The sequence below is a fragment of the Nesterenkonia suensis genome (genome assembly GCF_054782935.1).
In genome coordinates this window covers 141,925-167,301 of record NZ_BAAGRN010000010.1, presented here as the reverse complement: position 1 = coordinate 167,301, position 25,377 = coordinate 141,925, and the positions used below count along the sequence as shown (strand labels likewise).

The window sequence follows — 25,377 nt, the reverse complement described above, 5'->3', positions numbered from 1 at the left end:
GAGGCTCCATTCATGGAACACCTGAGCACGTCCACAGCCCAGCAGCCGGACACGAGGCGCAATCCCTTCGTCCGCGGCCTCCTGCAGCTCATCCGCAACAGGATGGGAGCCGTCGGCGGTCTGCTGCTCCTGCTGACGGTCCTCGTGGCCGTGGGCGCCCCCTGGATCGCCCCGCATCACTACGCCGCGGTGAACTTCCAGATCCCGTTCCAGACTCCGGGCACGGCCGGCTATCCGCTGGGCACCGACGATCTGGGCCGCGACGTCCTCTCCCGGCTGATCCACGGAGTCCGCACCTCGTTGTGGATCGGGCTGCTCTCGGTCGCCGTCGCCGTCGGCGTCGGGACCCCGCTGGGGCTGTTGGCCGGGTACTCCCGCGTGGCCGACGCCGTCGTCTCCCGACTCACCGACGTCGCCCTGGCCTTCCCGTTCCTCATCATTGCGGTCGGACTGGCGGCCATCCGCGGACCGAGCCTGGAGAATGCGGCCATCGCGCTGGGCATTGCGAACATCCCGATCATCGTCCGTGTGGTCCGCGGCGAAGCGTTGCGGATCTCCGGGCTCGAGTTCGTCCAGGCCGCCCGGGCTATGAACATCTCGCAGGCGAGGATCCTGTTCCAGCACCTGCTGCCCAATGCGTCGTCGGTGATCATCGTTCAGGCCACGGTGATCATCCCGGTCGCGATCATCGGTGAGGCGATGCTCTCCTTCCTGGGGCTGGGCATCCAACCGCCCGAACCCTCGCTGGGCATCATGCTCGCCGACGCCCAGGAGTACATCTACCGCTCACCCTGGGCGGCCGTCTGGCCGGGTGTGACGATCATCGTCATGTGCCTGGGCTTCAACATGTTCGGCGACGCGCTGCGCGACGCCCTCGACCCCAATGCGAGGTGACCCGATGACGACCACAGCACACGAGTCGGACAGCGCGCAGACGACGCCGGACCCGCTGATCTCCGTGCGGGACCTGCACATCGCCTACGACGGCCAGGACGCGGTCAGGGGCGCCAGCTTCTCGGTGGCCCCCGGGCGCTCGCTGGCGATCGTGGGCGGCTCTGGATCGGGCAAGTCCACGACCGTCAAGGCGCTGCTGGGACTGCTCCCCGACAACGCCCGTGTCGTGGGCGGGGAGGTCGACTACGCCGGCGAGCGCCTGGTCGACCTCTCCGAGGTGACCCTGCGCCACTACCGGGGAACACGCATCGGTCTGGTGCCGCAGGATCCCATGGCGAGCCTGAACCCCTCGATGCGCATCGGCGACCAGATCTGTGACGCGCTGAAGCAGTACGGCATGCGGTCCAAGGAGAGCCGCCGACGTCGGGCCCTGGAGCTCATGGACGATGCCGGGATCCCCGAGCCGGCTCGCAGGTTCCGGCAGTATCCGCACGAGTTCTCCGGCGGGATGCGCCAGCGGATCCTCATTGCCATCGCCCTCTCCGGGGATCCGGAGCTGCTGATCGCGGACGAGCCGACCTCCGCCCTGGACGTCACCGTGCAGAAACGCATCCTGGACCACCTGGACACGCTCGCCGAGGACCGGGGCCTGACCCGGATCCTGGTGACCCATGACCTCGGCGTGGCCGCCGACCGGGCCGACGAGGTCGTGGTGATGTCCGACGGGGAGGTCGTCGAGCAGGGCACCCCCGCGGGGATCCTCCGCGCGCCGAGCCACCCGTACTCGCAGCGGCTCGTCGACGCCGCCCCACGCCTGGACGCCCACCGGCGGCGGGAGGAGCCGCCGCGAGACGACGACGGCGGCCCCAGCTTTCTCAGCATCCGCCGTCTGGTGAAGGACTTCAGGATCCGGGGCTTCAAGGAGCCGCTGCGGGCCGTCGACGATGTGAGCTTCGACATCAGGAAGGGCACCACGACAGCGGTGATCGGAGAGTCCGGGTCCGGGAAGTCGACGGTCGCCAGGATCACCCTCGGGCTCGAGAAGGCCACGAGCGGCGAGGCGCGGGTGGGGCCACGGACCATCCGCCCGGACTCCCGTGCCGACATCCGCTACCTGCGGAGTCTGACCCAGCCGGTGTTCCAGGATCCCTTCTCCTCGCTGAATCCGTACTGGAGCGTCGCGGGACTGATCGCGGAGTCCCTCGTCCCGCGACGCGACTTCGGACGCGCGGAGAAGCGGCGCCGAGTCCGGGAGTGCCTGGAGCATGTCGCGCTGCCGGAGTCAGCTCTGGGGAAGTATCCGGGGGAGCTCTCCGGCGGTCAGCGCCAGCGTGTGGCGATCGCCAGGGCGCTGGTCGCGGAGCCGGAGCTGTTGGTGTGCGACGAGGCCGTCTCGGCCCTCGACGTGCTCGTCCAGAAGCAGATCCTGGACCTGCTCCGCGGGCTGCAGGCGGAGATCGGGGTGAGCTGCCTGTTCATCACCCACGACCTCGGCGTCACCTCAGAGATCGCGGACGACGTCGTGGTCCTGCGCCAGGGCCGCGTGGTGGAGGCGGGGCCGGTCGGCCAGATCATCGACGCCCCACAGGATGAGTACACGACCTCTCTGCTGGAAGCCGTGCCTGGACGGGGATGATGAGGCCTCCGCGGCTCCGAGACGGTCAGAGGATGCACGACGACGGCGCCACCCGGCGCTGACGTATGACACGAGGAAAGGTGAGGAATGGAACGCATCGGATCACAGGAGATCGCCGGAGCCAGGGCGGCGGAGGCCGTCGCCACAGAGGACCTGATCTTCTTCTCCGGAATCACGGCGAAGGACACGTCCCTGGGCGCGGCGGAGCAGACGAGCTGGTGTCTGCAGCGGCTGGACCAGCTGCTGGAACAGCTGGGTGAGGATCAGAGCTCCGTGCTGATGACCCACATCTGGCTCAGCGACATGCGCTACTTCGGCGCGATGAACAAGGCCTGGAACCACTGGATCGACAAGGAGAATCCGCCGGCGCGCACCTGCGTCTCCGGGGAGCTCCACCGCCCGGACATCCTGGTGGAGGTCGTCGCGATCGCCGCACGCTCCACCGGGAAGGAGCGCCGATGAGCATCGCCAAGGCCGGACGTGTCACCGCCCCGGGTGCGCCGGGAATCCACCTGGCCTCCGCCTATGGCGGTCTGGCCTCGGCCTGCCTGACCGCGCCGGACAAGTCCCTGGACGTCGAAGGCCAGAGTCGGCAGATCCTCGAGACGATCGATGACCTGCTCGCTGAGGTGGGAGGCGACTCCCGTCAGATCGTCATGGCGCAGGTGTGGCTGCTGAGCATCGACGACGCCGAGGAGTTCGCGCGCGCCTGGAACGATTGGCTCGGGGACCGGCCGGTCCCGGCGCTGTCTGTGGTGCAGGCGTCGGCGGCCAGCCGGTCCTCCCAGGTCGAGATCCGGGCCTATGCGGCGACCCGCCGGTGAGGCGGTCACAGACACTGTCCGAAAGGACCGTCTTTCGTGAGATTCCTTGATCCGCGGATGCAGTTGTCTGTACGGTGTTCGTGGCACATGGAATCTCGAGAAACAACGTGTGAAACATATGGCTGTCGCAGCTCAGCATGTCGATGCTGTCTCGGGGGAAAACTCGATGGCAGAACGGGTCAGCACAAGCCTGATCTCGGGGATGCTTGCGTTCGGTGCCGTTGTGGAATCCCTCTTCCAGGCGCCAGAACGCCTTCGACGTCGGGCGGACGGCAACTCCGAGTTGGTGACCATCTTCGTCGTCGCAGCCGTGGGGGTCTTCATCTACTGTCGTCGGCAAGGGTCCACCGGGGTCTCTTTCTGGGAGAACACCCCGAGCGGCCAGTTCATCATGATCGGATGCTACCGCTGAGCCCTGAGGCTCGGGGTAGGACGAGAGGCCCTGGGGCCCCGTCGGTCGATGGAGTCCCCGCGCTCGCTGTCGAGCAGGTGCAGAAGTGTTTCGGGGATCATGCGGTGCTGCAGGGGGTCTCCTTCACGGTGCAACGGGGCCGCGTGGCCGGACTGCTGGGCCCCAACGGTGAGGGGAAGTCGACGCTTCTGCATTGCCTCAGCGGCATCGAAAGGCCAGATCAGGGCAGGATCACGATCCTCGGGGATGACGCTCGGAGCTTGCGGCGAAGGAGCGATTCGGTTTCGTGCCCGATGAGCTGCGACTTCCGGAGCGTCTGACGGGTGAGGAATTCTTCGAGTTCACGAGGAGCCTACGTCGCAGCTCCGACAGAGGGATCTTCCGCGAGGCGCTGGAGGGACTTCGCCTGGACCTGGTCGCCGACGTCGTCATCGGGCAGTATTCCCACGGGATGAAGAAGAAGCTCCAGCTTGCGGTGACGCTGTCGCACCGTCCGGATGTGCTCATTCTCGAGGAGCCGTTCAGCGGTCTGGATCCGCGGACTCATCTCGTCCTCCAGGCCCTCCTGCAGGAGTACATCCGGGGAGGCGGCGCTGTGCTGATCTCCACCCATGACCTCAGGTTCGCTGAGCATGCCTTCGACGAGGTGCACCTCCTGCATCGGGGGGCCCTGATCGCCTCGGGCACACCGGGCCGGGTCATGGAGCAGACGGAGACGGGCTCACTGCTCGACGCCTATGTGGAATTGACAGCACCAGATGACGATCCTGTGTTGTCAGATCAGGAATTCATGGAGGACTACTTTGGACAAGCGTAAGTCCAGATTCTGGCCGTGGGGATTCGTCCTCACCTATGTGGTGGCGGCCGTGGGGAACCTCGCAGCCTCCATGGCGTTGCTCTTCAGCGCCAGCACTCGGTCTGAGGGGCAGGACGGCGTCTCGGGGATTCCCGGGTTCGTGGAGATCCATCATGAGGCCGATGGGCTCTTCTGGGACCTGCACATGGTCGGTGTCCCGGCTCACCTCCTGCTGACACCTCTGGTGCTGACCCTCGCTGTCTGGGGCCTGCTGGTGATCGTCTCTCGACGGCGCCAGGTGTCCCAGTGACCATGGTACGTCAGGCCTGGGTGCTGACGCGGACGTTGCGGATCTCGGTGGTCAGGCAGCTCTTCGGCTCGGATCCGGGCGACGGCGTTCGCCGCAGATGGGTATGGGCCGGGGTCGGAGCCTTGGTGCTCGGATACCAGGCCGCCATCTTCGCAATGGCCCATTGGACGGCAGGTTCCGTTGCTGGGCATGAAGGTCTGGCGGGAACGTACTACCACCTGATGATCGTGCTCTATGTGGCGCTGACGGCTGCCGTCTGCGGGTGCCTGTCAATCCTGGCGGGGAACGCAGTGGTGACGTTGGCGGTGATCCGTGGAGTCTCGAGGATTGGACTGATGGTGCGCCTCCCTCGGGAGGCCGCCGACGCTGTGGGGCTGTCCACCGTCTTCGCGGGTGCCGGCGTCGTCGTGTGGATCGGTGTTCTGCATCCGGACGCGATGACGGACGGTGCGATATTGTTCCGCTGGTCGCAGGGGCTGGCCCTCGGTGCTCCGGGAGCTGTGGTCGGCCTGGTGGGGCTCGGGCTCCTCGGGGCTGCGGCGTGGTTCGCGTCCCTGTCGTTGTCGCCAGCACCTTCGGTCTCATCCCCCAGCGGGGGGACCGGTCTTACCGTCGTGCGCATCATCGATTGGCTGTCGGTAGGGTGGCTGCGCGGCCCCGTGTCCCTGGAGGTGAGGCAGATCCTCCGTGCGCCGATCGTCTCCCTGGCGCTGAACATCCTGCTGGTGACTGGCGCCCTGGCCCTGGTGGTGTCGCTGCTGCGACCGGGTGGGGGCACATGGATAGCGGAGGCGGGCGTCCTCCCGACCTACGTGGGCGTTCAGGTGTCCCTGATTACGGCCTTGGCTGCCTACGGCGCCACCAACAGGTCCCACTGGCTGCACCACGTGTACCTCGGGCGGGCAGCCTGGCAGGTACCGAAAGCTGCAGCGGTGATGAGCATCGTCGCCTGCGTCGTGGGCGTGACCACCGTGCTCGCGGTCTGGGCCGGGTACCAGAATGTGTCGATCCAGACGCTGCTCGTTCCGCTGGCCGCGTGTTCTGTGGGGTACGCGGTCGGAGGCCTTCTGCCGGTCGACTCCCGCGAACCGGGGGCTTTCGTCGCCTCGCTGCTGATCGCGGCGGCGGCCACGTTCCTGGCGCTCGTGGTATTCACCGAACTCCCCGGCGCCGTCTATGACGCGCTGTATGTGCTCATCCTCGGCGGCGCGAGCTGGCTGGTCGTCCGGCTGGTCGTCGCCCGACGGGAGACGCGCCGACCCCTGACCCACACATGATCCAGGTAGTGCTGCACGAGGGCTTCGTGACGGGGTCGCCCGGGTGGGTGCTCGACGAGATCAGATCCCACGAGCTGCGTGTGACGCAGAGACAATGGGAACTGGTCCGACGCTTGGAGGCTGGCGACGTTCCGTCTCGTGGACTGACGTCGGACGACATCAAGTCCGTCCGATCCCTGGGGTCGGAGGTGGTCGGTGTGCGTGTTTCCGGGCCGCTGAGCCACTTCCACCCGGCGCGAGTCCCGCTGAGCAACGGGTGGGTGGCCTATGTGCAGATCCTCCGGCACATCGTCACAGTCAACATTCCGCTGATGGCCTTCATAGGGAGCAGCAGCGGCGTCGTGGCCTGGATTCTGGGGATCCGGCGGGTGGTTCCCCTGGCAATGCGTGGTAGGTGTGCTGACGCTGTTCGTGGTGACCTCATGTCATGAGATGGGTCATGTGGTTGCAGTCCGACTCCTGCATGGACGAGGGACCCCAGTGGCGCTGTGGCGCTCGCCTCTGCATCTCCGTATTCTCCGGCCTCCTGTCTCGAGGCAGAACGCGCGGTGGATAGCCTGTGCTGGCCCACTGGCCGGAGGTCTCTGCGCGAGCGCATTGATCCTGCTGTCGGCAGGTGGCCCGGGGGTGACCTGGGGCGCGTGGATCGCCATGGCTCAGCAGTGCCTCTCGCTCCTGCCGGTGAGTCCGGATGGGCGGGACATCTGGCGGAACGCGACCCTCGAGTAGGTCCGAAATTCGTGGCGCGGCGCTGTGGAATGCGTCACACAGCGGGGCGTACGGTGGGACGAGCCTGACGCCAGGCCACCTGCCGTACGCCCCTCTGCTCATTCCTTAGGAGAGTCATGCCCCCTCAAGATGTCGCTGCCCCACGCTTTCCCCGCGGCCCCGCCCCGCTGTTCTGCCCCGGCAACCGCCCCGACCGCTTCGGCAAGGCCGCCGAACGCGCCGATGCGGCGATCCTGGACCTCGAGGACACGGTCACCGCAGCTGAGAAGGCCCAGGCGCGGGTCGACGTCGTCACCGCTCTGACCGGCGGCGACGACGACGTACCAGCCCTGGATCCCGCCGCCACTGCGGTGCGCGTCAACAGCATCTCCGCCCAGGAGCTGGACGCCGACCTCATCGCCCTCGAGGGAGTGCCGGTGCGGCACGTCATTGCGCCCAAGGCCGACGACGTGGTCCTGCTCGACCACATCGCCGCAGCCCTGCCCGGTGCGGGACTGATTCCTCAGATCGAGCGTCCGCTCGGTGTGTTGAACGCATCTGCGCTGGCGTCGCACCCCGCCGTGGAGGCCCTGTTCTGGGGCCCCGAGGACATGATCGCCGGTCTGGGCGGGACCACGGCTCGCACCGCCGACGGCGCCCTGCGCGAGGCCATCCAGCACACCCGTCACAGCGTGCTCGTTGCCGCCGGCGCCGTGGGGATCCCCGCCATCGATGCCATCCACACCAGCATCACGGACCTGTCGCCGCTGGCCGCCGAGGCGGAGGATGCCTGTGCCAGCGGGTTCGTGGCTAAGGCCTGCATTCACCCCCATCAGGTGGAGACCGTCCAACGTGCCTACACGCCGGTGGTCGAGGAGGTCGAGTGGGCCAAGGCGCTGCTGGTGGCGTTCCGACACGAGATAGAGGCCGCCGACGGCGCTGACACCGCTGATGGCGCCGATCCCTACCCGGTCGCGGGGCCGCTCGCCGTCGGCGCCTTCACCTTTCGGGGCCAGATGGTGGATGCGCCGGTCGTGCTGCAGGCGCAGCGGATCATGGCACGATACGACGCCACCCGCGTGCACCAGCCCGGAGGATGAGAGAATCAGCTCCGGGCCGGCGACCATGTCCGGCCGTGCCTGCCCAGCACACATGCCCAGATCTGCCGAAGACCTGAATGATCTGAAAGGACCCCCATGTTCCCCGGCTTCTACGAGGAGATCCACGAGGAGTTCCGCGAGGTGGTGCGTGAGTTCGTCACCCGCGAGGTGGCCCCGCACTACCGGCGCTGGGACGCTGAGCACATGATGGACCGGGCCGTCTGGGAGGCGGCCGCGGAGAACGGGCTGCTCGGTCTCGCCGTTGGGGAGGACCACGGCGGCATGGGCTTGGAGGACTACCGGTTCCGCATGATCATCGACGAGGAGCTGGCCCGGGCCGACGCCCTCGGCCTCGCGCTCGCACTGCATCTCCACGACGACTGGGTGCTGCCCGCGCTGCTGAGCCACGGCACCGCCGAGCAGCAGGCGGCCTGGCTCCCGGCCTTCATGGATGCCTCCTTCATCACCTCGGTGGCGTTCACCGAACCCGGCGCCGGCTCCGACCTCCGCGGGGTCCGCGCCAAGGCCGTCCGGGACGGGGAGCACTGGGTGCTCAACGGGCAGAAGACGTTCATCGGCAACGGCATCTCCGGTGACGGCGCCCTGGTGCTCGCCCGCACCGACGGCTCCGACGTCAAGCAGCGCGGCGGCGCGGGGTCCTTCAGCCTGTTCCTGGTGGAGAAGCAGGACAACCCCGGGTACCAGGTGGGCAACCAGCTGGACAAGATGGGGCTGAAGGCCTCCGACACAGCCGAGGTGTTCTTCTCCGACGTGCGGGTGCCCACGGCGAACCTCATCGGCCAGGAGGGCCAGGGCTTGCAGATCGCCAAGGCGATCCTGCCCCAGGGGCGGTTGGCCGTGGCGACGTCGGCTGCCGTCGTCGCCGCCGAGGTGCTGCGCCAGACCCTGGCCTATGTGCAGGAGCGTCAGACCTTCGACCGTCCGGTGGCCGAGTACCAGAACACCCGGTTCCGGCTGGCCGAGCTGCAGGTCTCCCTGGAAGCCACCCAGCGCTACGTGGCCGCCGCCGTGGAACAGTTCAACGCCGGCCAGCTCGACGTCGTCGCCGCCTCCAAGGCGAAGATGTGGGCCACCGAGCGGGCCAAGGAGGCCATCGACGCCTGCCTGCAGCTGCACGGCGGCTACGGCTACATCCTCGAATACCCCGTGGCGCAGGCCTACCTGGCGGTGCGGCTGATGACCATCTTCGGCGGCAGCTCGGAGATCCTGCGGGAGACCGTGGCCGGGGACCTGCTGGGCTGAGTGTTCACCGGCGGTCTCCCGCCGTCTCAGGCACGGGCGACCTCTTCCGGGGCCTCGAAGTGCAGGATCGCGGCCACCCCGTCGGGCAGCTCGGTCGGGGTGACTGCGATCTCCGCATCCAGCCGGGCGGCCGAGGCGATCACCTCGTCCTCATCCCGGCCGGACCGCTCAGCCTGCAGCAGCAGGGTCTCCACCCCGCCCATCTGCGCGGCGAGCCGGACCGCCTCGGTGCCCTCCGCCACGCGGTTCTCCGCACGGGCCTGTTCGGAACGAGAGGTGTGGTCCTGGGAGCGACCGGCGGCCAACCGCCGGGTGACCAGCCGCAGATCCTCGCTGAGAGCCTCCTCGGCGGCCTCGTCACCGATGCCGCCTCGTTCCGCGATGTGGGTGATCTCCTCGAGTGAGGCCGGGAGCTCCTCGGCCAGTGTCGTCCGGCCCTGGATCTCCCCGGCCAGCACGACGGCGTCCGGACGCCACCGCGAGGCCAGGCGTTCCATATGCTCGGCCACGCTGCGGGCGTTCTGGGTGACGACCTCGTCGGCTCGGCGCTGGATCTGCCGGTGGGACAGCGCGCCCTCCCGTGGTTTGTGGACTGACCCCTCGCCGGCCCCTTCGGCCTCCTTCTCAGCCTCCGGGGCGAGCTCCAGGCCCTCGGCGACCCTCACTCGGCGCAGCGTCGCCCCCTCCTGGTCCGCGACGGCGACGAGCAGCACGGCCGAGCGGGTGCGTTCGCGGACATAGTCGCCCAGGGCGGGGTACTGGTCGAGACGTGCGGAGTCACCCTGGCCGAGAGCGGCGTCCCAGGGCTCGTCCAGCAGGACAGCGTCGGCGTCGGCGACGAGCACGCGACCTTCACGGTGGACCTGGGTGAGCTCCGTGCCGTCTCCGATGATCGCGCCGTCCAGGGCCTCCAGAGAGGCGGCGGGGGCGCCGTCATCGTCCAGGCGGCTGCGCAGCTCGTCCCAGCGCAGCCGAAGCTGATGCTCGGCGTCCTCGGCGGGGGACCGGGCCTCCAGGTAGACGGTGCTGAAGGGGGCGCTGCGGTCGAACAGGTGCTTGAGCGGGGTGAGCTGCACGGCAGATCATCCTCCTCGGGTCATCTCGCGTCAGCGTGGACTCTCAGCCGCAGCCCCAGGGCCGCGGCCGTACCTCACCGGTGTGCGCGTGACACCTCGACCCTAAACACGGTCGGCCCGTCGCGGTCCAGGGCTGTCGCGGTCCAGGGGCGTCGTCCTGTGCTCAGACGGTGCCGGGCTGCTCGTCGAGGGTCTCTTCGAGGAGTCAGAATCCCGTGCCTCTCTGCCGAGATTATGCGCGTCAGCGGTGGGAGTTGCGCCGGAAAGTGACTCCTGGGCGGGGCTCTGCCCCGGGCTCTGCCTCAGGCCAGCTGCAGGCCCCGGTGTCGGTTCAGGGCGGCATGCAATTCATGGCGCCGGGGTCGGGCCATCGCCCCGGGATGCCCGTCATGCGGGGAAAGCGCATCGAGCCCCCGGTCGTCCATCCGACGGATCAGCTCCTCGACGATCTCGGCCACGCTGCGGCGCCCATCGGCCAGCTCAGCGGCCCGGTCCAGGGCATGGGCCAGGGCGGAGGTCTGCAGCGGGTCCACCAGCTGCGAGACGGCGGAGAGATCGATGTCCTGCGTCCCCTGCTGGATCACCGCCCGGCCGCGTGCCCGCGCCGGTTTGGGGCGGCGTGGGCGGCCGTTGCGGTCCCGGCCTGCGGAGCCGTTGCGGTCTGGGCCCGCGGAGCCGCTGGCCCCCTCCGCCCGTGGTGATCCCGGCGCCGGAACCCGCGGTGCGGAGGCTGCGAAGACGGGCGGCGCCGGGCTGGGGCCACCGGAGGCGCCCGACGACGACGGCTCTGCCAGAGCCCGAGCCTGCGCGGTGACATCACGGGGAACATAGGAGTCCAGGGCGATGACCTGGTCGGCGACATCGAAGAACGCCCCGGACCCGCCGGCGACCAGGATCGTGGAGACCCCGCGCTCGGCGTAGAGCGGGCGGATGCGGTCCACGAACGGGGTGATCGGCTCCCGGTCCGCCGGAACGAGACGGCGCATGCGCTCGTCGCGGATCATGAAGTTCGTCGCCGAGGTGTCCTCATCGATCAGCAGTGCCTCGGCCTGGGCCTGGACCGCCTCCACCAGGGCGGCCGCCTGGGAGGTGGAGCCCGAGGCATTGGTGGTGGAGAACCGCCGGGTGTCCGTGCCGGAGGGCAGCTCCCCGATGAACGGGGAGATGTCCACCCCGGTCACCGCGCGGCCGTCCTCGGCCCGGATGGCGACGGCGTCGGGCCGGGTGACCACCCATTCACGACCGTCGCCGCCCACATGCGGGTGCACTCCGCGTTCGATCGCCCGCAGCAGGGTGGACTTGCCGTGGTAGCCGCCGCCGATGATCACTGTGATGCCCTCCGGGATCCCCATCCCGGTCACCTGCCGACCGCTGGGCAGGGCGAGGTTGACACGCAGCGAGTCGGGGGAGCGGAACGGCACGGCGGCGGAGCCCTGCAGCGGAAGGTCCGAGTCCCCAGAGCGCCGGGGGAGCACCGAGCCTTCTCCGACGAAGGCGACCAGCCCGGCGTCGGCGAGCTGATCCCGCAGGTGGTGCTGGTCTCGGTACAGGATCACCTGCTCGCGCAGGGCGTCGGCGTCGAGGGCTCCGTGGTGCAGTGCGGTCTCCACGATCCGCGGCAGACTCTCAGTGAGCAGCCGGGCGGCCGCGCGTCCTCGGATGCGCCGTCCGGAGGCGGGCAGCGCCACGTGCAGCCGGGCCTCGACCTCGCGCTCGCTGATCACCACGCTGGTGCGCTGGAGCACCTGCTGGCCCGGCCGGCCGATGCCCACGGACCCCTCTCCGGGCTGGGTGGGGGAGAGGCGCTTCGCGGCCTCGGCGACCCGGCGGGTGAGGAAGTCGGCGACGGCGGTGCGGCCCCGCGCGTCGTCGATCAGGTCCTCCGGCAGGTCGGCTGCCGTGCGGTCCAGCTGCACCCGCATCAGCGACGGCGGCGCATAGGGGTCCACCTGAACATGGTCGACCACCAGGCGCAGTCCCGGGCCGAGCCGGTGGGCGCCGCGCAGCTGTTTGTAGCCGGCGTAGCCGCGGCCGTCGAGGGACGTCAGGGTGTTCGCGAGGGTGCTGCGGTCGGGCAACGTGCCCCCTTTCGTGGGTCGGTCATTCCGGGACGGCGCTCAGGCGCCGCCAGGTGCGCACCAGCTGGCTGAACTCTCGGACCTGCACCAGCACGTGGTCCCGGGCGGCGTCCTCGGCCGTCTCGGCGTCTCCGGTGCTCACGGCCTCGGCGATGCGCCGATGCTCGGCGAGCGAGCGGCGCATCCGGTCCGGGACGCGCAGCTGCAGACGGCGGTAGGGCTGCAGGGCACGGGTGAGTGCGTAGGCCTGTTGGCGGAGATAGTCGTTGCCGCAGGAGTCGTAGAGGATCCCGTGGAAGCATGCGTTCGCATAGTAGTAGCCGTCGGCGTCCCCGGCCAGGGCGTGCTCTTCGCAGTCACGGTCGGCGCGCTCGAGGTCGCTGAGGGCGTCGGGGTCGATGCGCTGGGCGGAGAGCCGTGCGGCCATGCCCTCCAGCTCGGCCATCACTTCGAAGCGTTCGGCGAGCTCGGAGATGCTCAGCTCGGTCACATAGGTGCCCTTCTTGGGGCGGATCTGGACCAGTCCTGAGCGTTCCAGGGCCTGCAGGGCCTCACGCACCGGGGTGCGCGAACAGCCGAACTCTCCTTCCAGGCGTGCTGGGTCGAGGCGCGCCCCGGGGAGGTGGAGTCCTTCGACGATCGCGTTCTCGAGCGCGTCGCGCACGCGCTGTGACTCGGGGATCCGACCCATGGGCACCTCCGCGACCAGATTATCCGACCGCCTGAGCTATGGCGGGGATTACATTTTTCGTTTAGAGTCCATCTTATATACATCACGGTCGGTGATGTACAACGTGTTCGACATCGAGGGAGGCCCGGCATGGCACGGCACGAGGGCTGGCTGCTCGCGGATCTGTTCCGACTGCTGCGACGCCGTCGCGGAGACGCCCACTCCGAGCCCGAGGCGCCCCCGTTGGAGCAGCTGATCGCCGCCTGCGACGTGCTGATGAGCGACATCGGTGAGGCCTCCCTCCGCGCGGTCGCCGCCCGGGCGCTGGAAGCGTACCGCCAGCTCGACGACGACGCCCGGCTGGACTTCTTCACGCACACCGTCGAGGCCCACGGAGTCGACGACGACGCCGTCCGGGAGGCCTATGGCCGGTGGGAGCAGGCGCAGGGGGCTGACCGCGAGCAGGCGCTGACGCGACTGTTCGACGTCGTCGAACCGACCCGGCAGCAGCTGCTGCGCCGGTTGAACCACGCCCCGGACGGCACCCGCGCCCTGGTGGACATGCGCGCGGATCTGCGCCGACTGCTGCCCGAACACCCCGAACTGCGCCCGCTGGAGCACGACCTCCGCCACCTGCTGGTCTCCTGGTTCAACCGGGGCTTCCTGCGCATGGAGGAGATCACCTGGGACTCCCCCAAGGAGCTCCATCAGCATCTGCTGCGCTTCGAGAAGGTCCACCCGATGGCTGATCGCGCCGAGCTGCGTCGTCGTCTGCAGCCCAAGGATCGGCGCTGCTTCGGGTTCTTCCACCCCGCCACCGCCGAGGTGCCGCTGATCTTTGTGGAGGTCGCCCTCGTGCAGGGGATCCCCCGCCGGATGGCCCCGCTGCTGGAGCCCGGCCCGGCGCTGAACCCCGCCAAGGCGGACACTGCGGCGCTGTACTCCATCAACAACGCCCTGGAGGGGCTGGCCGGGATCTCTTTCGGCAGCTTCCTCATCAAGCAGGTCATCGAGCAGGTCAGTCAGCAGCTGCCGCATTTGGAGCAGTTCGTCACGCTCTCGCCCATCCCGGGCTTCCGCCGCTGGCTGGAGGCCCAGGAGGACCCCGAGCTGCTGCGGCTGGCCAGCGACCTGGACGCGGCACAGACGGGGGATGCCGGACCCGAGGTGTCGGAGGACTCCGCGCTGCGGGAACGACTGCTGCCGGTGCTGGCCCGCTACATCACCGCCGAGCGCCGTATGGACGGCAGGCCGGAGGATCCGGTGGCCCGCTTCCATCTGGGCAATGGCGCAGCCGCCTGGCAGCTGCACTGGCCCGCCCACGACTCTGCCGCCGCCCGCACCCAGTCCTACGGGGCGATGATCACCTACCGCTACGAGCCCGGCGAGTTGGAACGGCGCCATGAGGAGTTCGTCCGCCACCGCGAGGTCGCCGTGGACGGACCGCTCGCCGCCCTCACCCGCACCACCAGCCCTGACACCACCCGCCCTGACACCACCCGCCCTGACACCACCCGCACCGACGATCCGAGAGGCCCTGCCGCCATGGCTGACGCGTTCACCCCGATCCACCGTTCCTTCGAGGCCCAAGCCCTCCGCCAGCCGGGCAAGGTGCTCTTCCACCTGCCCGACGGCGCCACGCTCACCTACGCGGAGACCGAGCACACGGTGCGCAGGATCGCCGCCCGCCTGCTCGCCGCCGGAGTCGAGCCCGGCGACCGCGTCGCCGTCCAGGTGGAGAAGTCTCCCGAGGCGCTGGCCCTCTATCTGGCCACACTGCGGGTGGGCGGGGTCTTCCTGCCGCTGAACACTGCCTACACCGGCACGGAGATGGACTATTTCCTGGGCGACGCCGAGCCACGCGTGCTGGTCTGTTCCCCCGAGCGTCATCAGGAGCACGCCTCCCGCGCCGGGGAGGGGCTCGTCGTCGAGACTCTCGGAGTCGAGGGCGAGGGCACTCTGCTCAGCTCCGAGACCACCGTGGAGGAGTCCTTCCAGCCCGAAGCCGACACGCCCGCCTCGATCCTCTACACCTCCGGGACCACCGGACGGTCCAAGGGGGCGGTGCTGACCCATGGCAACCTGGCCTCCAACTGCCAGGCGCTGCTCCAGGCCTGGCAGTACACCGACCAGGACCGGCTGGTCCACGCGCTGCCGATCTTCCATATCCATGGGCTCTTCGTGGCGGCCAACATGACCCTGGTGGCCGGGGCGTCCTTCCACTGGCTGCCGAAGTTCGACGCCGAGGCGATCCTGGACCTGATGCCCACCTCCACTGTGCTGATGGGTGTGCCCACCTTCTACACCCGGCTGCTGGCCTCCGAGCGGCTGACCCCGGAGACCTGCGCCTCGATGCGGCTGTTCGTCTCCGGATCCGCTCCGCTGCTCGCGGCCGACCATGAGGCCTTCCAGGCTGCCACCGGGCATGCCATCCTGGAGCGCTACGGGATGACCGAGACCGGGATGAACAGCACCAACCCCTACGTCGGCCCCCGCAAGCCTGGCACGGTCGGGAAGCCCTTCCCCGGGGTGGAGATCCGGCTCACCGACCGGGAGACCGGCGCGGAGGTCCCGGACGGGGAGGTGGGCCTGATCGAGGTCCGCGGCCCCAACGTGTTCTCCGGGTACTGGCAGATGCCGGAGAAGACGGCCGCCGAATTCCGTGAGGACGGGTACTTCATCACCGGGGACCTCGGGCGCCTGGACGAGGACGGCTACCTGAGCATCGTCGGCCGCGACAAGGACCTGGTGATCTCCGGGGGATACAACATCTACCCCAAGGAGATCGAGGAGCACCTCGATGCCCTCGACGGGGTCGCCGAGTCGGCGGTGATCGGCGTGCCCCACCCGGACTTCGGGGAGACCGTGGTGGCCGTCGTCGTGCCCCAGCGAGGCCACTCCCCGGAGCCGCAGCAGATCCTCTCGGCGATCAGCGACGATCTCGCCCGGTTCAAGCAGCCCCGGGCAGTGGAGATCGTCGACGTCCTGCCGCGCAACGTCATGGGCAAGGTGCAGAAGGCCGAGCTGCGGAAGCGCTACGCGGGGCTGTTCGCCGCTGAGCACTGAGCCAGCCGGGAGGGCCACCACATCCGTCGGCCCAGCTCCACGCCGATCGCCGGCACCAGCAGGGTCCGCACGACGAACGTGTCGATGAGCACGCCGAGGGTGACCAGGAAAGCCAGCTGCACCATGAACATCAGTGGCAGCACGGCCAGGGCGGCGAAGGTCGCCGCAAGCACCAGTCCGGCCGAGGTGATCACCCCGCCGGTGACGACTAGGGCATGAAGCAGGCCCTCACGAGAGTCTCCCCGCAGAGCCTCCTCGCGAGCACGGGTCATCAGGAAGATGGTGTAGTCGACGCCGAGGGCCACCAGGAACATGAAGCCGAACAGCGGGACCGTGGGGTCCGCTCCGGGGAAGCCGAATACGTGGTTGAACACCAGCGCGGAGACTCCCAGTGCGGTCAGATAGGACAAAACGGTGGCGACCACCAGGATCACCGGCGCCACCACGGAGCGCAGCAGCACCATGAGGATCACCAGGATCGCGACCAGCACGATCGGGATGATCACCATCAGGTCCCGCTGAGCTGTGGTGTGGGTGTCCAGCTGAGTGGCGGTGGTGCCGCCCACCAGAGCCTCCCCCTCCAGGGCGTCCAGCTGGTCGCGCAGCGCGACGACGGCAGACTCGGCCTCAGAGGAGTCGGCGGCCGAGTCCAGGGTCGCGGAGATCTCCACCTGCCCGTCCACCTGGCGGGCCTGCGCGAGGTCCCCGGCGGGAGCGCCGTCGGCGTCCACCAGGTGGGCCTCGGCCACTCCCTCGACGCCGGCGACCAGCTCGAGCGCCTGATCGGCCTCCGCCGTCGGGACGAAGATCTCCGTGGGGGCGCCGGTGCCTGCGTCGAAGTGCTTCTCCAGCATGGTCTGGCCGGCCTTGGTGTCCGTCTCGCCCAACACCACTTCGGACTGGTCGATGCCGTCGGCGCGCAGCTGGGTCACGCCGGCCGCGCCCACCAGGAGCACCAGGGTGACGACCACCCAGATCGGGCGGGGGTGGGCTCCGACCCACGAGGCCACCCGGGCCCACAGACCCCGGGAGGGAGTGCGTTCGGCGGCGTCGGTGCTGTGCCTGGTGGGGGAGTCGGTGGCGTGCGGCACGCGCGGCCAGAAGACGCGTCTGCCGGTCAGGGCGAGCAGCGCGGGCAGGAAACTCAGTGTGGCGACCATGGCGAAGACGATGCCCGCCGCGGCCACCGGGCCGAGCGCGCGGTTGGAGTTCAGATCCGAGAAGAGCAGGCACATCAGCGCGACGGCCACCGTGCCTCCGGAGGCCAAGATCGGTGGAGTGGAGCGCTTCAGCGCGGTCCACAGGGCGGCGTGCCGGTCAGCCGCCCGCAGCAGCTCCTCCCGGTAGCGGGCGACCAGCAGCAGCGAGTAGTCCGTGGCGGCGCCGATCACCAGGATCGACAGGATCCCCTGCACCTGGCCGTTGAGCTGGATCCACTCCAGCCGAGCCATCAGGTAGACCGCGGTGATCGCCGCGCACAGCGCGCCCACCGAGGAGAGCAGCACCAGCAGCGGGAGGAACGGCGAGCGGTAGACCACGATCAGGATCAGGAACACTGCGACCACCGCCACCAGCAGGAGCATCCCGTCGATGCCGGCGAAGGCCTCGGAGAGATCGGTGGACAGTGCCGCCGGGCCCGTGACATGGGCTGACCACACCGCCTCGTCCAGCTCCCCGGCGACGGTGGCGCGCAGAGCGTCCACGGCGCCGTCGTCGACGGCGTCCTCGGCCAGCAGTACGATCAGCTGCACCGCGCCGGAGTCCTCCGCAGGCACCGGCCCGATGACGTCGGTCACCCCGCCCAACCCCTCGAGGGTGGACACCAACTCAGCGGCCTCGCCCATGGCGGCCTCGTCCACCGAACCGGAGGTGCCGCCGTCGTGCTCTGCGATGACCGTGGCCGGCACAGCATCTGAGTCGGCGAACTGCTCCCGCAGCTCAGCGGCTCGGGTGGACTCGGCATCGGCCGGCAGGAAGGTGGCCTGGTCATCGGTGGTGACCTCGGAGATCGCCCCGAACGTGGGGCCGCCGGCACCGGTCCACGCCAGCCAGGCCAGGACGAGGACCACCGGCAGGAGCAGCCGTCGACCCCAGCGGGAACGCTGGGAGAGGCGGGAGGGATCGGCGGCGTGCAGCATCGAAGGCCCTGTTCTGTGGGGGGGGTCGGGATGGAGAGGGAAGAGGGATCAGTTCATGACCGCGATGTAGAGGTTCAACGTGGACGCGTAGAGGATCCACGCCAGATACGGCAGCAGCAGCGCCGCGGCGAGACCGCGTACCCGGCGGAAGGCCAGGATGGTCGCCACGACGGCGGCGATCATCGCCACGATGACGGCGAATGCCAGCCACAGCGCGGCGGTGCCCCAGAGTGGGTATGCGCCGAAGAAGATCGGGGTCCACAGGCCGTTGAGCACCAGCTGGACTCCGAAGAGCGTCAGCGCGCGGGGACGGCCGCCGGCGGTCCGCTCCCGCCACACCAGCCAGGCGGCGAGTCCCATCATCAGGTAGAGCGCCGTCCACACGGGTCCGAAGACCCAGTTCGGCGGGTTCCATGGGGCGACGTCGGCCTGGGTGTACCAGCCGTCGACCTGGTCAGAGGTCAGCGCGCTGCCCATGAACCCCACTCCCACCGGGATGGCGAGGAGCACCAGAAGTGCGAGGAGCTGGGCGGCCAGGCCTGGCCGGCGTGCGGCGGTGTCCGTGGGGTGTGTCGTCATGAGTCCTCCTGCGGTGGGGCTGTGGTGGCTTCCGGCAGCGAGACGACCATCGAGTCCGCCAGTGCGGTGAGGAACTCGGCGATGAGCTGGAGCTCCTCGTCCTCGCGAGCGTCGATGACCTCTCGCATGGCGGCCAGTCGTGCGCCGAAGTGGTGCTGGAAGGAGCGGCGAGCCAGGTCGGTGAGTTCCACGACACGCGAGCGACGGTCACGGGGGTGGGGGCGCCGCCGCGCGTGGCCGGCGTCCACCAGCCGATCGACCAGCACGGTGGCCGAGGCCGTGGAGATCTGCAGGTGGCGCGCGATGTCCTGAGGCGTGACCGGCTGCCCCTGACGCTCGCGGATCACCAGCATCCGCAGCGCGGCCACGTCTGAGGGATTCATCTCCATGGGGCCTTTGAGGGCGTGGTGCATGCGGTCCATGGAGTCGCTGAGGATCTGCACCGCTTCCAGGGTGTGCAGGACCTCGGGCCGCATCTGGCCCGGTCCGGCGGAGTCTTCCGGTCGGTCTGTCACGCACCTATTTGACTAGATAATCTAGCTACTCGTCAAGCGCGACGTCGGTGAAACACCTGGGAAACGTGCTCCGCGCACACTGGTGCCATGCAGATCCGCACTGAAGACCCGCGCACGCCTGACGTCCAGGCGCTGATCCTCGAACACCTGCAGGAGATGCACGCGACCTCACCTCAGGAGAGCGTGCACGCCCTCGGCGTGGACCAGCTCCGCGCGGCGGGTGTGACCCTGTGGGCCGTCCGTCAGGACGACGGCGTGCTGCTGGGATGCGGAGCGCTCAAGCGCCTCGACGCCGAGCACGCGGAGATCAAGGCGATGCGCACCGCCGTCGTCGCCCGTGGACGCGGGGTGGCCGGTGCGTTGGTGGAGCACCTGATCGGCCACGCCCGCGACCACGGGCTCCGTCGGCTGAGCCTGGAGACCGGCACGGAGGACCACTTCGCCGCCGCCCGCCGGCTCTACGTTCGGCACCGGTTCCACGAATGCCCGCCCTTCGGCGACTACACCGAGGACCCGCACAGCGTGTTCATGACGCTGCCGCTCTGAGGCGCCTCAGAGCCAGGCAGGCGTTCAGGACCTCGCGTGGACCCGCGCCTGGTGCTCCAGCGGGACGGACCACCGCTCCCCGGGGCTGAGCTGCTTGCGCTTGCCTTCGACGTTGACGTCGATCGGCTCCGCCGAACCCTCGGAGAGCTTCAGGGTGACGTTCTCGTGGTCCATGTGCACCAGGATCGGCTGGTTGCGGTAGCGCATCCGGAAGGTGGCCTCGGGCAGCTCGTCCGGCAGCACCGGGTGCAGCCACAGCGCGTCGGCGCGGGTCTCGACGCCGGCATAGCAGCGCAGCACCATGTCCACCGTTCCGGCCATCGCGCCCAGATGGATGCCCTCCCGGGTGGTGCCGCCCTGAGTGTCGGCGAGGTCGGCCTCCAGGGCCTCCTTGAACAGGTTCCAGGAGCCGGAGCGGTCGAAACGTGCAGCCACCCAGCCGTGCACCAGGCGGGAGAGCGTGGAGCCGTGCGAGGAGCGGGCCAGGTAGTACTCGATGGTCTTCCCGAAGTCCTCGATCGGCACCTCGTAGCCCATATGCCGCATCGTGTCGATGAGCTCCTCGGAGGAGAACAGGTAGCACAGCATCAGCACGTCGGCCTGCTTGGAGAGCTTGTACCGGTTGGTGGCATCGCCCTCGGCCTGCAGGATCAGGTCCAGGCGGCCGATGTTGCCGTACTTGGCCTTGTAGCCTTCCCAGTCGAACTCCAGCAGATCCTCGTAGCCGTCGAACTGGCTGATGACCCCGTCGGTATGGAAGTGCACGCGCAGCCGCCGGGAGATGTGCTCCCAGTGGTCCAGCTCGTCCTCGAAGATGTCCAACCACTCGGAGAGCGGATCATCCCGGGAGTCCAGTTCGCGCACCAGTCGGGCGGTGTGCCGCAGCATCCAGGAGGTCAGCACATTGGTGTAGGCGTTGTTCCGCAGGCCGGAGCCCGGAGTCTCCGGATAGCCGTCGTGGTACTCGTCAGGGCCCATGACGCCATCGATGTCATACCGATCGGCCTCGGCGTCGTAGGAGGTCAGCGAGACGAAGAAGCGGCTGATCTCCACCAGCATCTCCGCGCCGTAGTCGGCCAGGAACGTGTAGTCCTGCGTGGTCTCGAAGTACTGCAGGACCGAATAGGCGATCGCCAGGGAGACGTGCCGCTGCCGGTGGGAGTTGTCCGGCATCCACATCTGGGAGCGCGGGTTCCACAGCTCGGTCGGGGTCTCCTCGCGGCCGTCGGATCCGGCCTGCCAGGGGAACATGGCTCCGGCGTGGCCCTCGGCGCGCGCCATGGCACGAGCTTCGCCGAGCCGCCGGTAGCGGTACATCAGCAGCCCGCGGGTCAGCTCCGGGCGGCGCAGGGTCAGCATCGGGTAGACGAACATCTCGTCCCAGAACAGGTGGCCCCGGTAGCCTTCGCCGTGCAGGCCGCGGGCACCCACGCCGGCGTCGAGGTCCCGCCGGGCGCCGAAGGCGGTCTGCAGCACGTGGAAGGTGTGCAGGTTCAGCGCCATCTGCTGGCGGGAGGACCGGGAGCCGATGGAGACGGCGAAGCGGTGCCACAGCACCCCCCACATCTCCTCGTGGTAGGTCAGCATCGTGCGGAAGCAGGAGGCCCGCTGGACCCGCTTGACCGCCGAGTGCCACACGGTGGAGATCGCGTGGTCGTGGGAGTTGGCCACGGAGGCGATCTTCTCCAGGGTCACCGGCTTGCCGGCGTCCAGGTGCAGCGAGATGTCGTGCCCGGCGACGAACTCGCCCTCAGAGACCGGGCGGCGCATCGGGTTGGTGGTCCCATTGGTCCGCACCGAAGTGCGGGTGGCGATGGCGACGCGCACCTGGGACTGGTTGGTCATGGTCTCCAGCAGCACGGTCTCGCCGTCGATCTCCCGGGAGTCCACCGCCTCGAGATGGTGGCCGGCGAGCTCCCGGTCGGCGGCGACGTTGCGGTTGGCGACACGACCGTCGATCATCGAGCGGACCGTGACCTTGCCGGACCAGTTCTCCGCCTCGATCTGCATCTCCAGGGCGGCCAGCTGCACCCCGGCCATGGACTGGAACTGGCGGGTGGTGACCCGGGTGCGCCGGCCGTGCAGGTCCTGGTAGCGGGCCACGCGGGTGAGCAGCCCGCGGCGCATGTCCAGCTCCTGGCGGTAGTCGATCAGCTCCGGCGAGCCGGGCACCAGGGGATTGCCGGCCTCAGGGATGACCTGCAGGGGGGTCCAGTCCGGCACGTTGACCATGTGCTCGGTCTCCACCGTCTTGCCCATGATGTCGGTCTCGAGCCGGTTGAAGACCCCCGCCAGGTAGGTACCCGGGTAGTGGGTGGCATCGGCGAAGGTGCCCGGCACGGAGCCGCGGGTTCCCCAGTAGCCGTTGGCCAGAGTGCACAGCGCTTCCCGGGTCGGCTCATCCTTGGGGTCGAACTCGTCATAGACGAGCACCCAGTCCGGGTCGAAGGGCCGGGTGGTGCGGGTGGCGAGGTTCATCACGGAGAGGTCGGTGACCACGACGTCGGCCCCGGCCTCCTTCAGGCGCCGCGAGTCGTCGCCGCGGGTGAGGCCCACGACCATGCCGTAGTCGCCATGGCGGCCGGCCTGGACGCCGGAGGCGGCGTCCTCGATCACGATGGAGTCCTGGGCCTCGACCTGCAGCAGCGTCGAGGCGTGGAGGAACATCGCCGGGTTCGGCTTGCCGGGGAGGTTCATCTCCAGGGCGTCGGTGCCGTCGACGATCGCGGTGAAGGCGTCGATCAGTCCGGCGACGCGGAGCACGTCACGTCCGTTGCGGGAGGAGGTGACCAGGGCGGTGGGGATGCCGTCGGCGCGCAGCTGGTGGATCAGCTCCACTGTGGTGTCGAAGATCGCGACACCGTCGCGGGCCAGCACGGCTTCGAAGTAGCCCTGCTTGCGGGCGGCCAGTCCGTGGATGGTGAGCTGGTCTGCGGCGTCGCCGGGCTCACCTTCCGGGACGAAGACGTTGCGGGCCTGCAGGAAGGTGCGCACCCCGTCCTCGCGGGGCCGGCCGTCCACGAAGTTGAGGTAGTCCTCGTCGGTGAACTCGGGCTGCGGCGCGCCGGTGATCTCCACCAGGGCCGTGTCGAAGAGCTCCTTCCACGCGTTGGCATGGACTCCGGCGGTGTCGGTGACGACGCCGTCCATGTCGAACAGGACGGCGCGGAAGTGACGCAGTGCGTGGCGCTTGGCCTCGGCGGAGTGCCGGAAGGGGTTCTCGAACGGGTGCATGGATACCTCACGGGGACTGTGGGCGATCAGGGCAGGAGATCAGGTCAGCATTCTGGACGGTGGGTCGGCGTGCACGGGCCGATACGCCTGTCGGGCGTGATGCTGAGCTGACGTGTTTCTCGTGCCGTACCGGCGGCATGTGCCCGTGCAGGGCCTGATGCCTCGGCGGCGCCTCGCGGGCACCGGGCTGGACTGAGCTCGGATCCATCGTAGTCAGGTCCGCGGCCCACTCACAGGGTCAGAAGACTATCTTCCGGGGAGCTTCCGGTCACATCGGGACCTCGGTGATGCTAGCGTCAGAGGCATGTCGCGGCGCAGCACGATCGAACTGACCTTCCGAGAGGTCAAGGGCACCTCCAAAGAGACGACGGTGGCCGGCGGCGTCGTCGTGGACTGGATCGACAAGACCGCCTATGCCTGCGCGGCCTCCTGGACCCGCACCGCCTGCGTGACCTCCTACGTGGGCAACATGCACTTCACCAAGCCGGTCCCCCGGGACGCCCCCGTGACCGTCCAGGCCCGGGTGGTGCACACCGGGCGGACCTCGGTGCACATCCAGACCCGGGTGCTCATCCAGCACCCCGAGCAGGGCTGGCTGGTGTGCACTGAGTGCTACATGATCTATGTGGCGGTCGGCGACGACGGCGAGGCGGTCACCGTCCCGCCCTTCGAGCCGACCTCCGAGCTGGAGCGCCGGCGCAGTGTGGACGCCGCCCAGCGGATGGTCTTCCGCCGACAGGTCGAAGAGACGATCAGCTCCATGCCGGACGACATGGGCACCTCCGAGGCGTTGACCCTGCGGTTCCTCGCCGAGACGGACGAGAAGTACCCGGACGGGAAGATCCGCGGCGGTGCCGTGATGAAGTGGATCGACCTGGCCGCCGAGATCTGCGCCGAGCGGTATTCCGGCCACGACGTCGCCGCCGTGCTGACCGGAGGCGTCCGCTTCTACCGCCCGATCACCTCCGGGGACCTGGCAGAGGTCGACGCCCGGCTGGTGCTCACCGGTTCGAAGTCCATGCACGTGCTGGTGCGGGTCCGGGCCGGAGCCCGGTGGGAGAAGAGCCCGGAGATTGTCGCCTACGGCCTGCCGGTGATGGTCGCACCCGACGGCGTGGGCTCGGCCCGGCACATCACCCCCTGGCAGCCGATCAGCGACGAGGACCACGCGATCGCGGAGAAGGCACGTCGGCTGCGGGACCTGCGCAACGCAACGCTGCTCTCCCCGAGTCCGCTGATCAGCACCGGCTGAATCCCCGGCGTTGCGGGCGCCGACCCTGGTTCACTCTGACCTGCCTGGGTAGGATCGACAGCTCCCAGGGAGGGTGAGAGGGGACGGTCATGACGCAGCCACCGGGGGGTCAGCCGGGTCAGCCGGGCCAGCCGGGCCAGCCGGGCCAGCCGTACGGGTCGCAGCCCCATGGGCGGTTCCCGTCCGGGCCCTCGCGGCCGGGGTATGCACAGCCATTCCAGTATCCGCCCGACAACGTACCGGCGCCGAGCCCCACTCGGGGCCCGCTTCCCGCAGTGCTCATCGTCCTCGGGGGCGTGCTGCTGGCCGGAGCGGTGGGACTCTTCGCGATGGCGGCGCTGGTGTTCACCCAGACGGTGCCGCTCGGCGTCCTGGACCGGAACGGCGGGCCGGGGTCCGATGCTGTGTTCAGCGGAGAGCCTCCGATCACCGTGGAGGTCGAGCTCGTCGCGGATGAGAGCTACCTGCTCTATGTGGCCGCGCCCTCGGGCGCGAGCACTCCGCGGCTGGCCGAAGTGCCGGAGGTGACGGCCCCCAGTGGGGAGTCGCGCACCATGGGACCGGCGCAGATCAGCTCCACCGCGTCGAGGGGCGGCACCGACGCCGTCGGACGGTACGGCTACAGGGCGCATGAGTCCGGCCTACACACCGTCGAGATCGCGGCGTTCGCCGCCCCCGGGCAGTTCGCCGAGGGGGAGTCGTTCGTCGTGCTCGCCCCGGGCGGTGACTTCGTGGGTCTCATGGGCGGGGTCTTCGGGGTGTTGGGCAGCGTCTTCGGCGGCATCGCCGCCGGCACGATCGGCCTGGGCCTGCTCGTCGCCGGCATCATCGTGGCGGTGATCCGACGACGGCGGCGCGATCAGGCGGCCTGGCCGGGGGCGCCGACAGCTCGCCGTGGGGTCTGAGTCTGCTCCGTTCGCCGGGCCTGAGGAGCGCCTGAGCGGAGGAGATTGAGGAGCGCCTGAGCGGAGGAGATACAGCCCGGTGAGGGTGTTCTTCGGGT

20 protein-coding genes and 1 pseudogene are annotated in these 25,377 nt (G+C 69.2%); 14 read left to right on the top strand and 7 right to left on the bottom strand.

Annotation, left to right across the window (positions count from 1 at the left end; genetic code table 11):
* The first annotated feature begins 12 nt into the window (after window positions 1-12).
* From ACYVKI_RS12395 to ACYVKI_RS12350, 10 genes and pseudogenes are all read left to right on the top strand, one after another.
* Window positions 13-894 (top strand): ABC transporter permease, encoded by an 882-nt coding sequence (locus tag ACYVKI_RS12395; protein ID WP_460690674.1) that lies wholly within the window; start codon window positions 13-15, stop codon window positions 892-894.
* 4 nt (window positions 895-898) lie between these two features.
* Window positions 899-2,530, top strand: a complete 1,632-nt coding sequence (locus tag ACYVKI_RS12390; protein WP_460690673.1) for a dipeptide ABC transporter ATP-binding protein — start codon at window positions 899-901, stop codon at window positions 2,528-2,530.
* 87 nt (window positions 2,531-2,617) lie between these two features.
* Window positions 2,618-2,992, top strand: a complete 375-nt coding sequence (locus tag ACYVKI_RS12385; protein ID WP_460690672.1) for a RidA family protein — start codon at window positions 2,618-2,620, stop codon at window positions 2,990-2,992.
* Entirely contained in the window at window positions 2,989-3,354 is a 366-nt protein-coding gene (locus ACYVKI_RS12380; RefSeq protein WP_460690671.1) for a Rid family hydrolase, read from the top strand. The genes ACYVKI_RS12385 and ACYVKI_RS12380 overlap by 4 nt, the downstream gene beginning before the upstream one ends.
* A 118-nt stretch (window positions 3,355-3,472) precedes the next feature.
* Window positions 3,473-3,766, top strand: a complete 294-nt coding sequence (locus tag ACYVKI_RS12375) for a hypothetical protein (protein ID WP_460690670.1) — start codon at window positions 3,473-3,475, stop codon at window positions 3,764-3,766.
* Window positions 3,754-4,583 (top strand): annotated as a pseudogene (locus tag ACYVKI_RS12370) (ABC transporter ATP-binding protein). Before ACYVKI_RS12375 ends, ACYVKI_RS12370 begins: the two are co-directional and overlap by 13 nt.
* Entirely contained in the window at window positions 4,570-4,872 is a 303-nt protein-coding gene (locus tag ACYVKI_RS12365) for a hypothetical protein (RefSeq protein ID WP_460690669.1), read from the top strand. Before ACYVKI_RS12370 ends, ACYVKI_RS12365 begins: the two are co-directional and overlap by 14 nt.
* Window positions 4,869-6,149 (top strand): hypothetical protein, encoded by a 1,281-nt coding sequence (locus ACYVKI_RS12360; RefSeq protein ID WP_460690668.1) that lies wholly within the window; start codon window positions 4,869-4,871, stop codon window positions 6,147-6,149. The genes ACYVKI_RS12365 and ACYVKI_RS12360 overlap by 4 nt, the downstream gene beginning before the upstream one ends.
* Window positions 6,150-6,994: 845 nt before the next feature.
* On the top strand, window positions 6,995-7,957 hold the full coding sequence (locus ACYVKI_RS12355) for an HpcH/HpaI aldolase/citrate lyase family protein (RefSeq protein ID WP_460690667.1): 963 nt from the start codon (window positions 6,995-6,997) through the stop codon (window positions 7,955-7,957).
* A gap of 96 nt (window positions 7,958-8,053) precedes the next feature.
* The gene (locus ACYVKI_RS12350) at window positions 8,054-9,220 is read left to right on the top strand and encodes an acyl-CoA dehydrogenase family protein (protein WP_460690666.1); all 1,167 of its coding nucleotides are present in this window, start codon (window positions 8,054-8,056) and stop codon (window positions 9,218-9,220) included.
* A 26-nt stretch (window positions 9,221-9,246) separates the two neighbouring features.
* Here ACYVKI_RS12350 and ACYVKI_RS12345 read toward each other — a convergent pair whose 3' ends face one another.
* The 3 genes from ACYVKI_RS12345 to ACYVKI_RS12335 all read right to left on the bottom strand — a co-directional run bounded on the left by ACYVKI_RS12345 (window position 9,247) and on the right by ACYVKI_RS12335 (window position 13,065).
* A complete protein-coding gene (locus ACYVKI_RS12345; RefSeq protein ID WP_460690665.1) occupies window positions 9,247-10,296 on the bottom strand; it encodes a baeRF2 domain-containing protein in 1,050 nt (349 codons plus the stop codon).
* Between the two features lie 302 nt (window positions 10,297-10,598).
* Complete coding sequence (locus ACYVKI_RS12340; RefSeq protein ID WP_460690664.1) at window positions 10,599-12,374, bottom strand: ABC-ATPase domain-containing protein; 1,776 nt, start codon at window positions 12,372-12,374, stop codon at window positions 10,599-10,601.
* Window positions 12,375-12,396: 22 nt separating this feature from the next.
* Window positions 12,397-13,065: a GntR family transcriptional regulator gene (locus tag ACYVKI_RS12335; protein ID WP_460690663.1), complete on the bottom strand. Its 669-nt coding sequence runs from the start codon at window positions 13,063-13,065 to the stop codon at window positions 12,397-12,399.
* Window positions 13,066-13,194: 129 nt separating this feature from the next.
* Here ACYVKI_RS12335 and ACYVKI_RS12330 point away from each other — a divergent pair, with 129 nt between their 5' ends.
* Entirely contained in the window at window positions 13,195-16,110 is a 2,916-nt protein-coding gene (locus tag ACYVKI_RS12330; RefSeq protein ID WP_460690662.1) for an AMP-binding protein, read from the top strand.
* On the opposite strand, the gene ACYVKI_RS12325 is transcribed toward ACYVKI_RS12330, so the two are convergent.
* The 3 genes from ACYVKI_RS12325 to ACYVKI_RS12315 are packed head-to-tail and all read right to left on the bottom strand — an operon-like array spanning window position 16,080 to window position 19,342.
* Window positions 16,080-18,248, bottom strand: a complete 2,169-nt coding sequence (locus ACYVKI_RS12325; RefSeq protein WP_460690661.1) for an MMPL family transporter — start codon at window positions 18,246-18,248, stop codon at window positions 16,080-16,082. The two genes, ACYVKI_RS12330 and ACYVKI_RS12325, sit on opposite strands and share 31 nt — an antisense overlap.
* Window positions 18,249-18,296: 48 nt before the next feature.
* Entirely contained in the window at window positions 18,297-18,827 is a 531-nt protein-coding gene (locus ACYVKI_RS12320; RefSeq protein WP_460690660.1) for a TspO/MBR family protein, read from the bottom strand.
* Entirely contained in the window at window positions 18,824-19,342 is a 519-nt protein-coding gene (locus ACYVKI_RS12315; protein ID WP_460690659.1) for a MarR family winged helix-turn-helix transcriptional regulator, read from the bottom strand. Before ACYVKI_RS12315 ends, ACYVKI_RS12320 begins: the two co-directional genes overlap by 4 nt.
* Window positions 19,343-19,429: 87 nt before the next feature.
* On the opposite strand from ACYVKI_RS12315, the gene ACYVKI_RS12310 reads away from it, so the two are divergent.
* Window positions 19,430-19,888, top strand: coding sequence for a GNAT family N-acetyltransferase (locus ACYVKI_RS12310; RefSeq protein WP_460690658.1), 459 nt, complete (start codon window positions 19,430-19,432; stop codon window positions 19,886-19,888).
* Window positions 19,889-19,912: 24 nt separating this feature from the next.
* Here the strand turns inward: ACYVKI_RS12310 and ACYVKI_RS12305 are convergent, their stop codons facing one another.
* Window positions 19,913-23,122 (bottom strand): beta-phosphoglucomutase family hydrolase, encoded by a 3,210-nt coding sequence (locus ACYVKI_RS12305; protein ID WP_460690657.1) that lies wholly within the window; start codon window positions 23,120-23,122, stop codon window positions 19,913-19,915.
* Between the two features lie 304 nt (window positions 23,123-23,426).
* Between ACYVKI_RS12305 and ACYVKI_RS12300 the strand changes: the two genes are divergently transcribed.
* Both ACYVKI_RS12300 and ACYVKI_RS12295 read left to right on the top strand, forming a co-directional pair.
* Window positions 23,427-24,374: an acyl-CoA thioesterase gene (locus ACYVKI_RS12300; protein WP_460690656.1), complete on the top strand. Its 948-nt coding sequence runs from the start codon at window positions 23,427-23,429 to the stop codon at window positions 24,372-24,374.
* Window positions 24,375-24,649: 275 nt separating this feature from the next.
* Window positions 24,650-25,279: a hypothetical protein gene (locus ACYVKI_RS12295; RefSeq protein WP_460690655.1), complete on the top strand. Its 630-nt coding sequence runs from the start codon at window positions 24,650-24,652 to the stop codon at window positions 25,277-25,279.
* The last annotated feature ends 98 nt before the right edge of the window (window positions 25,280-25,377 follow it).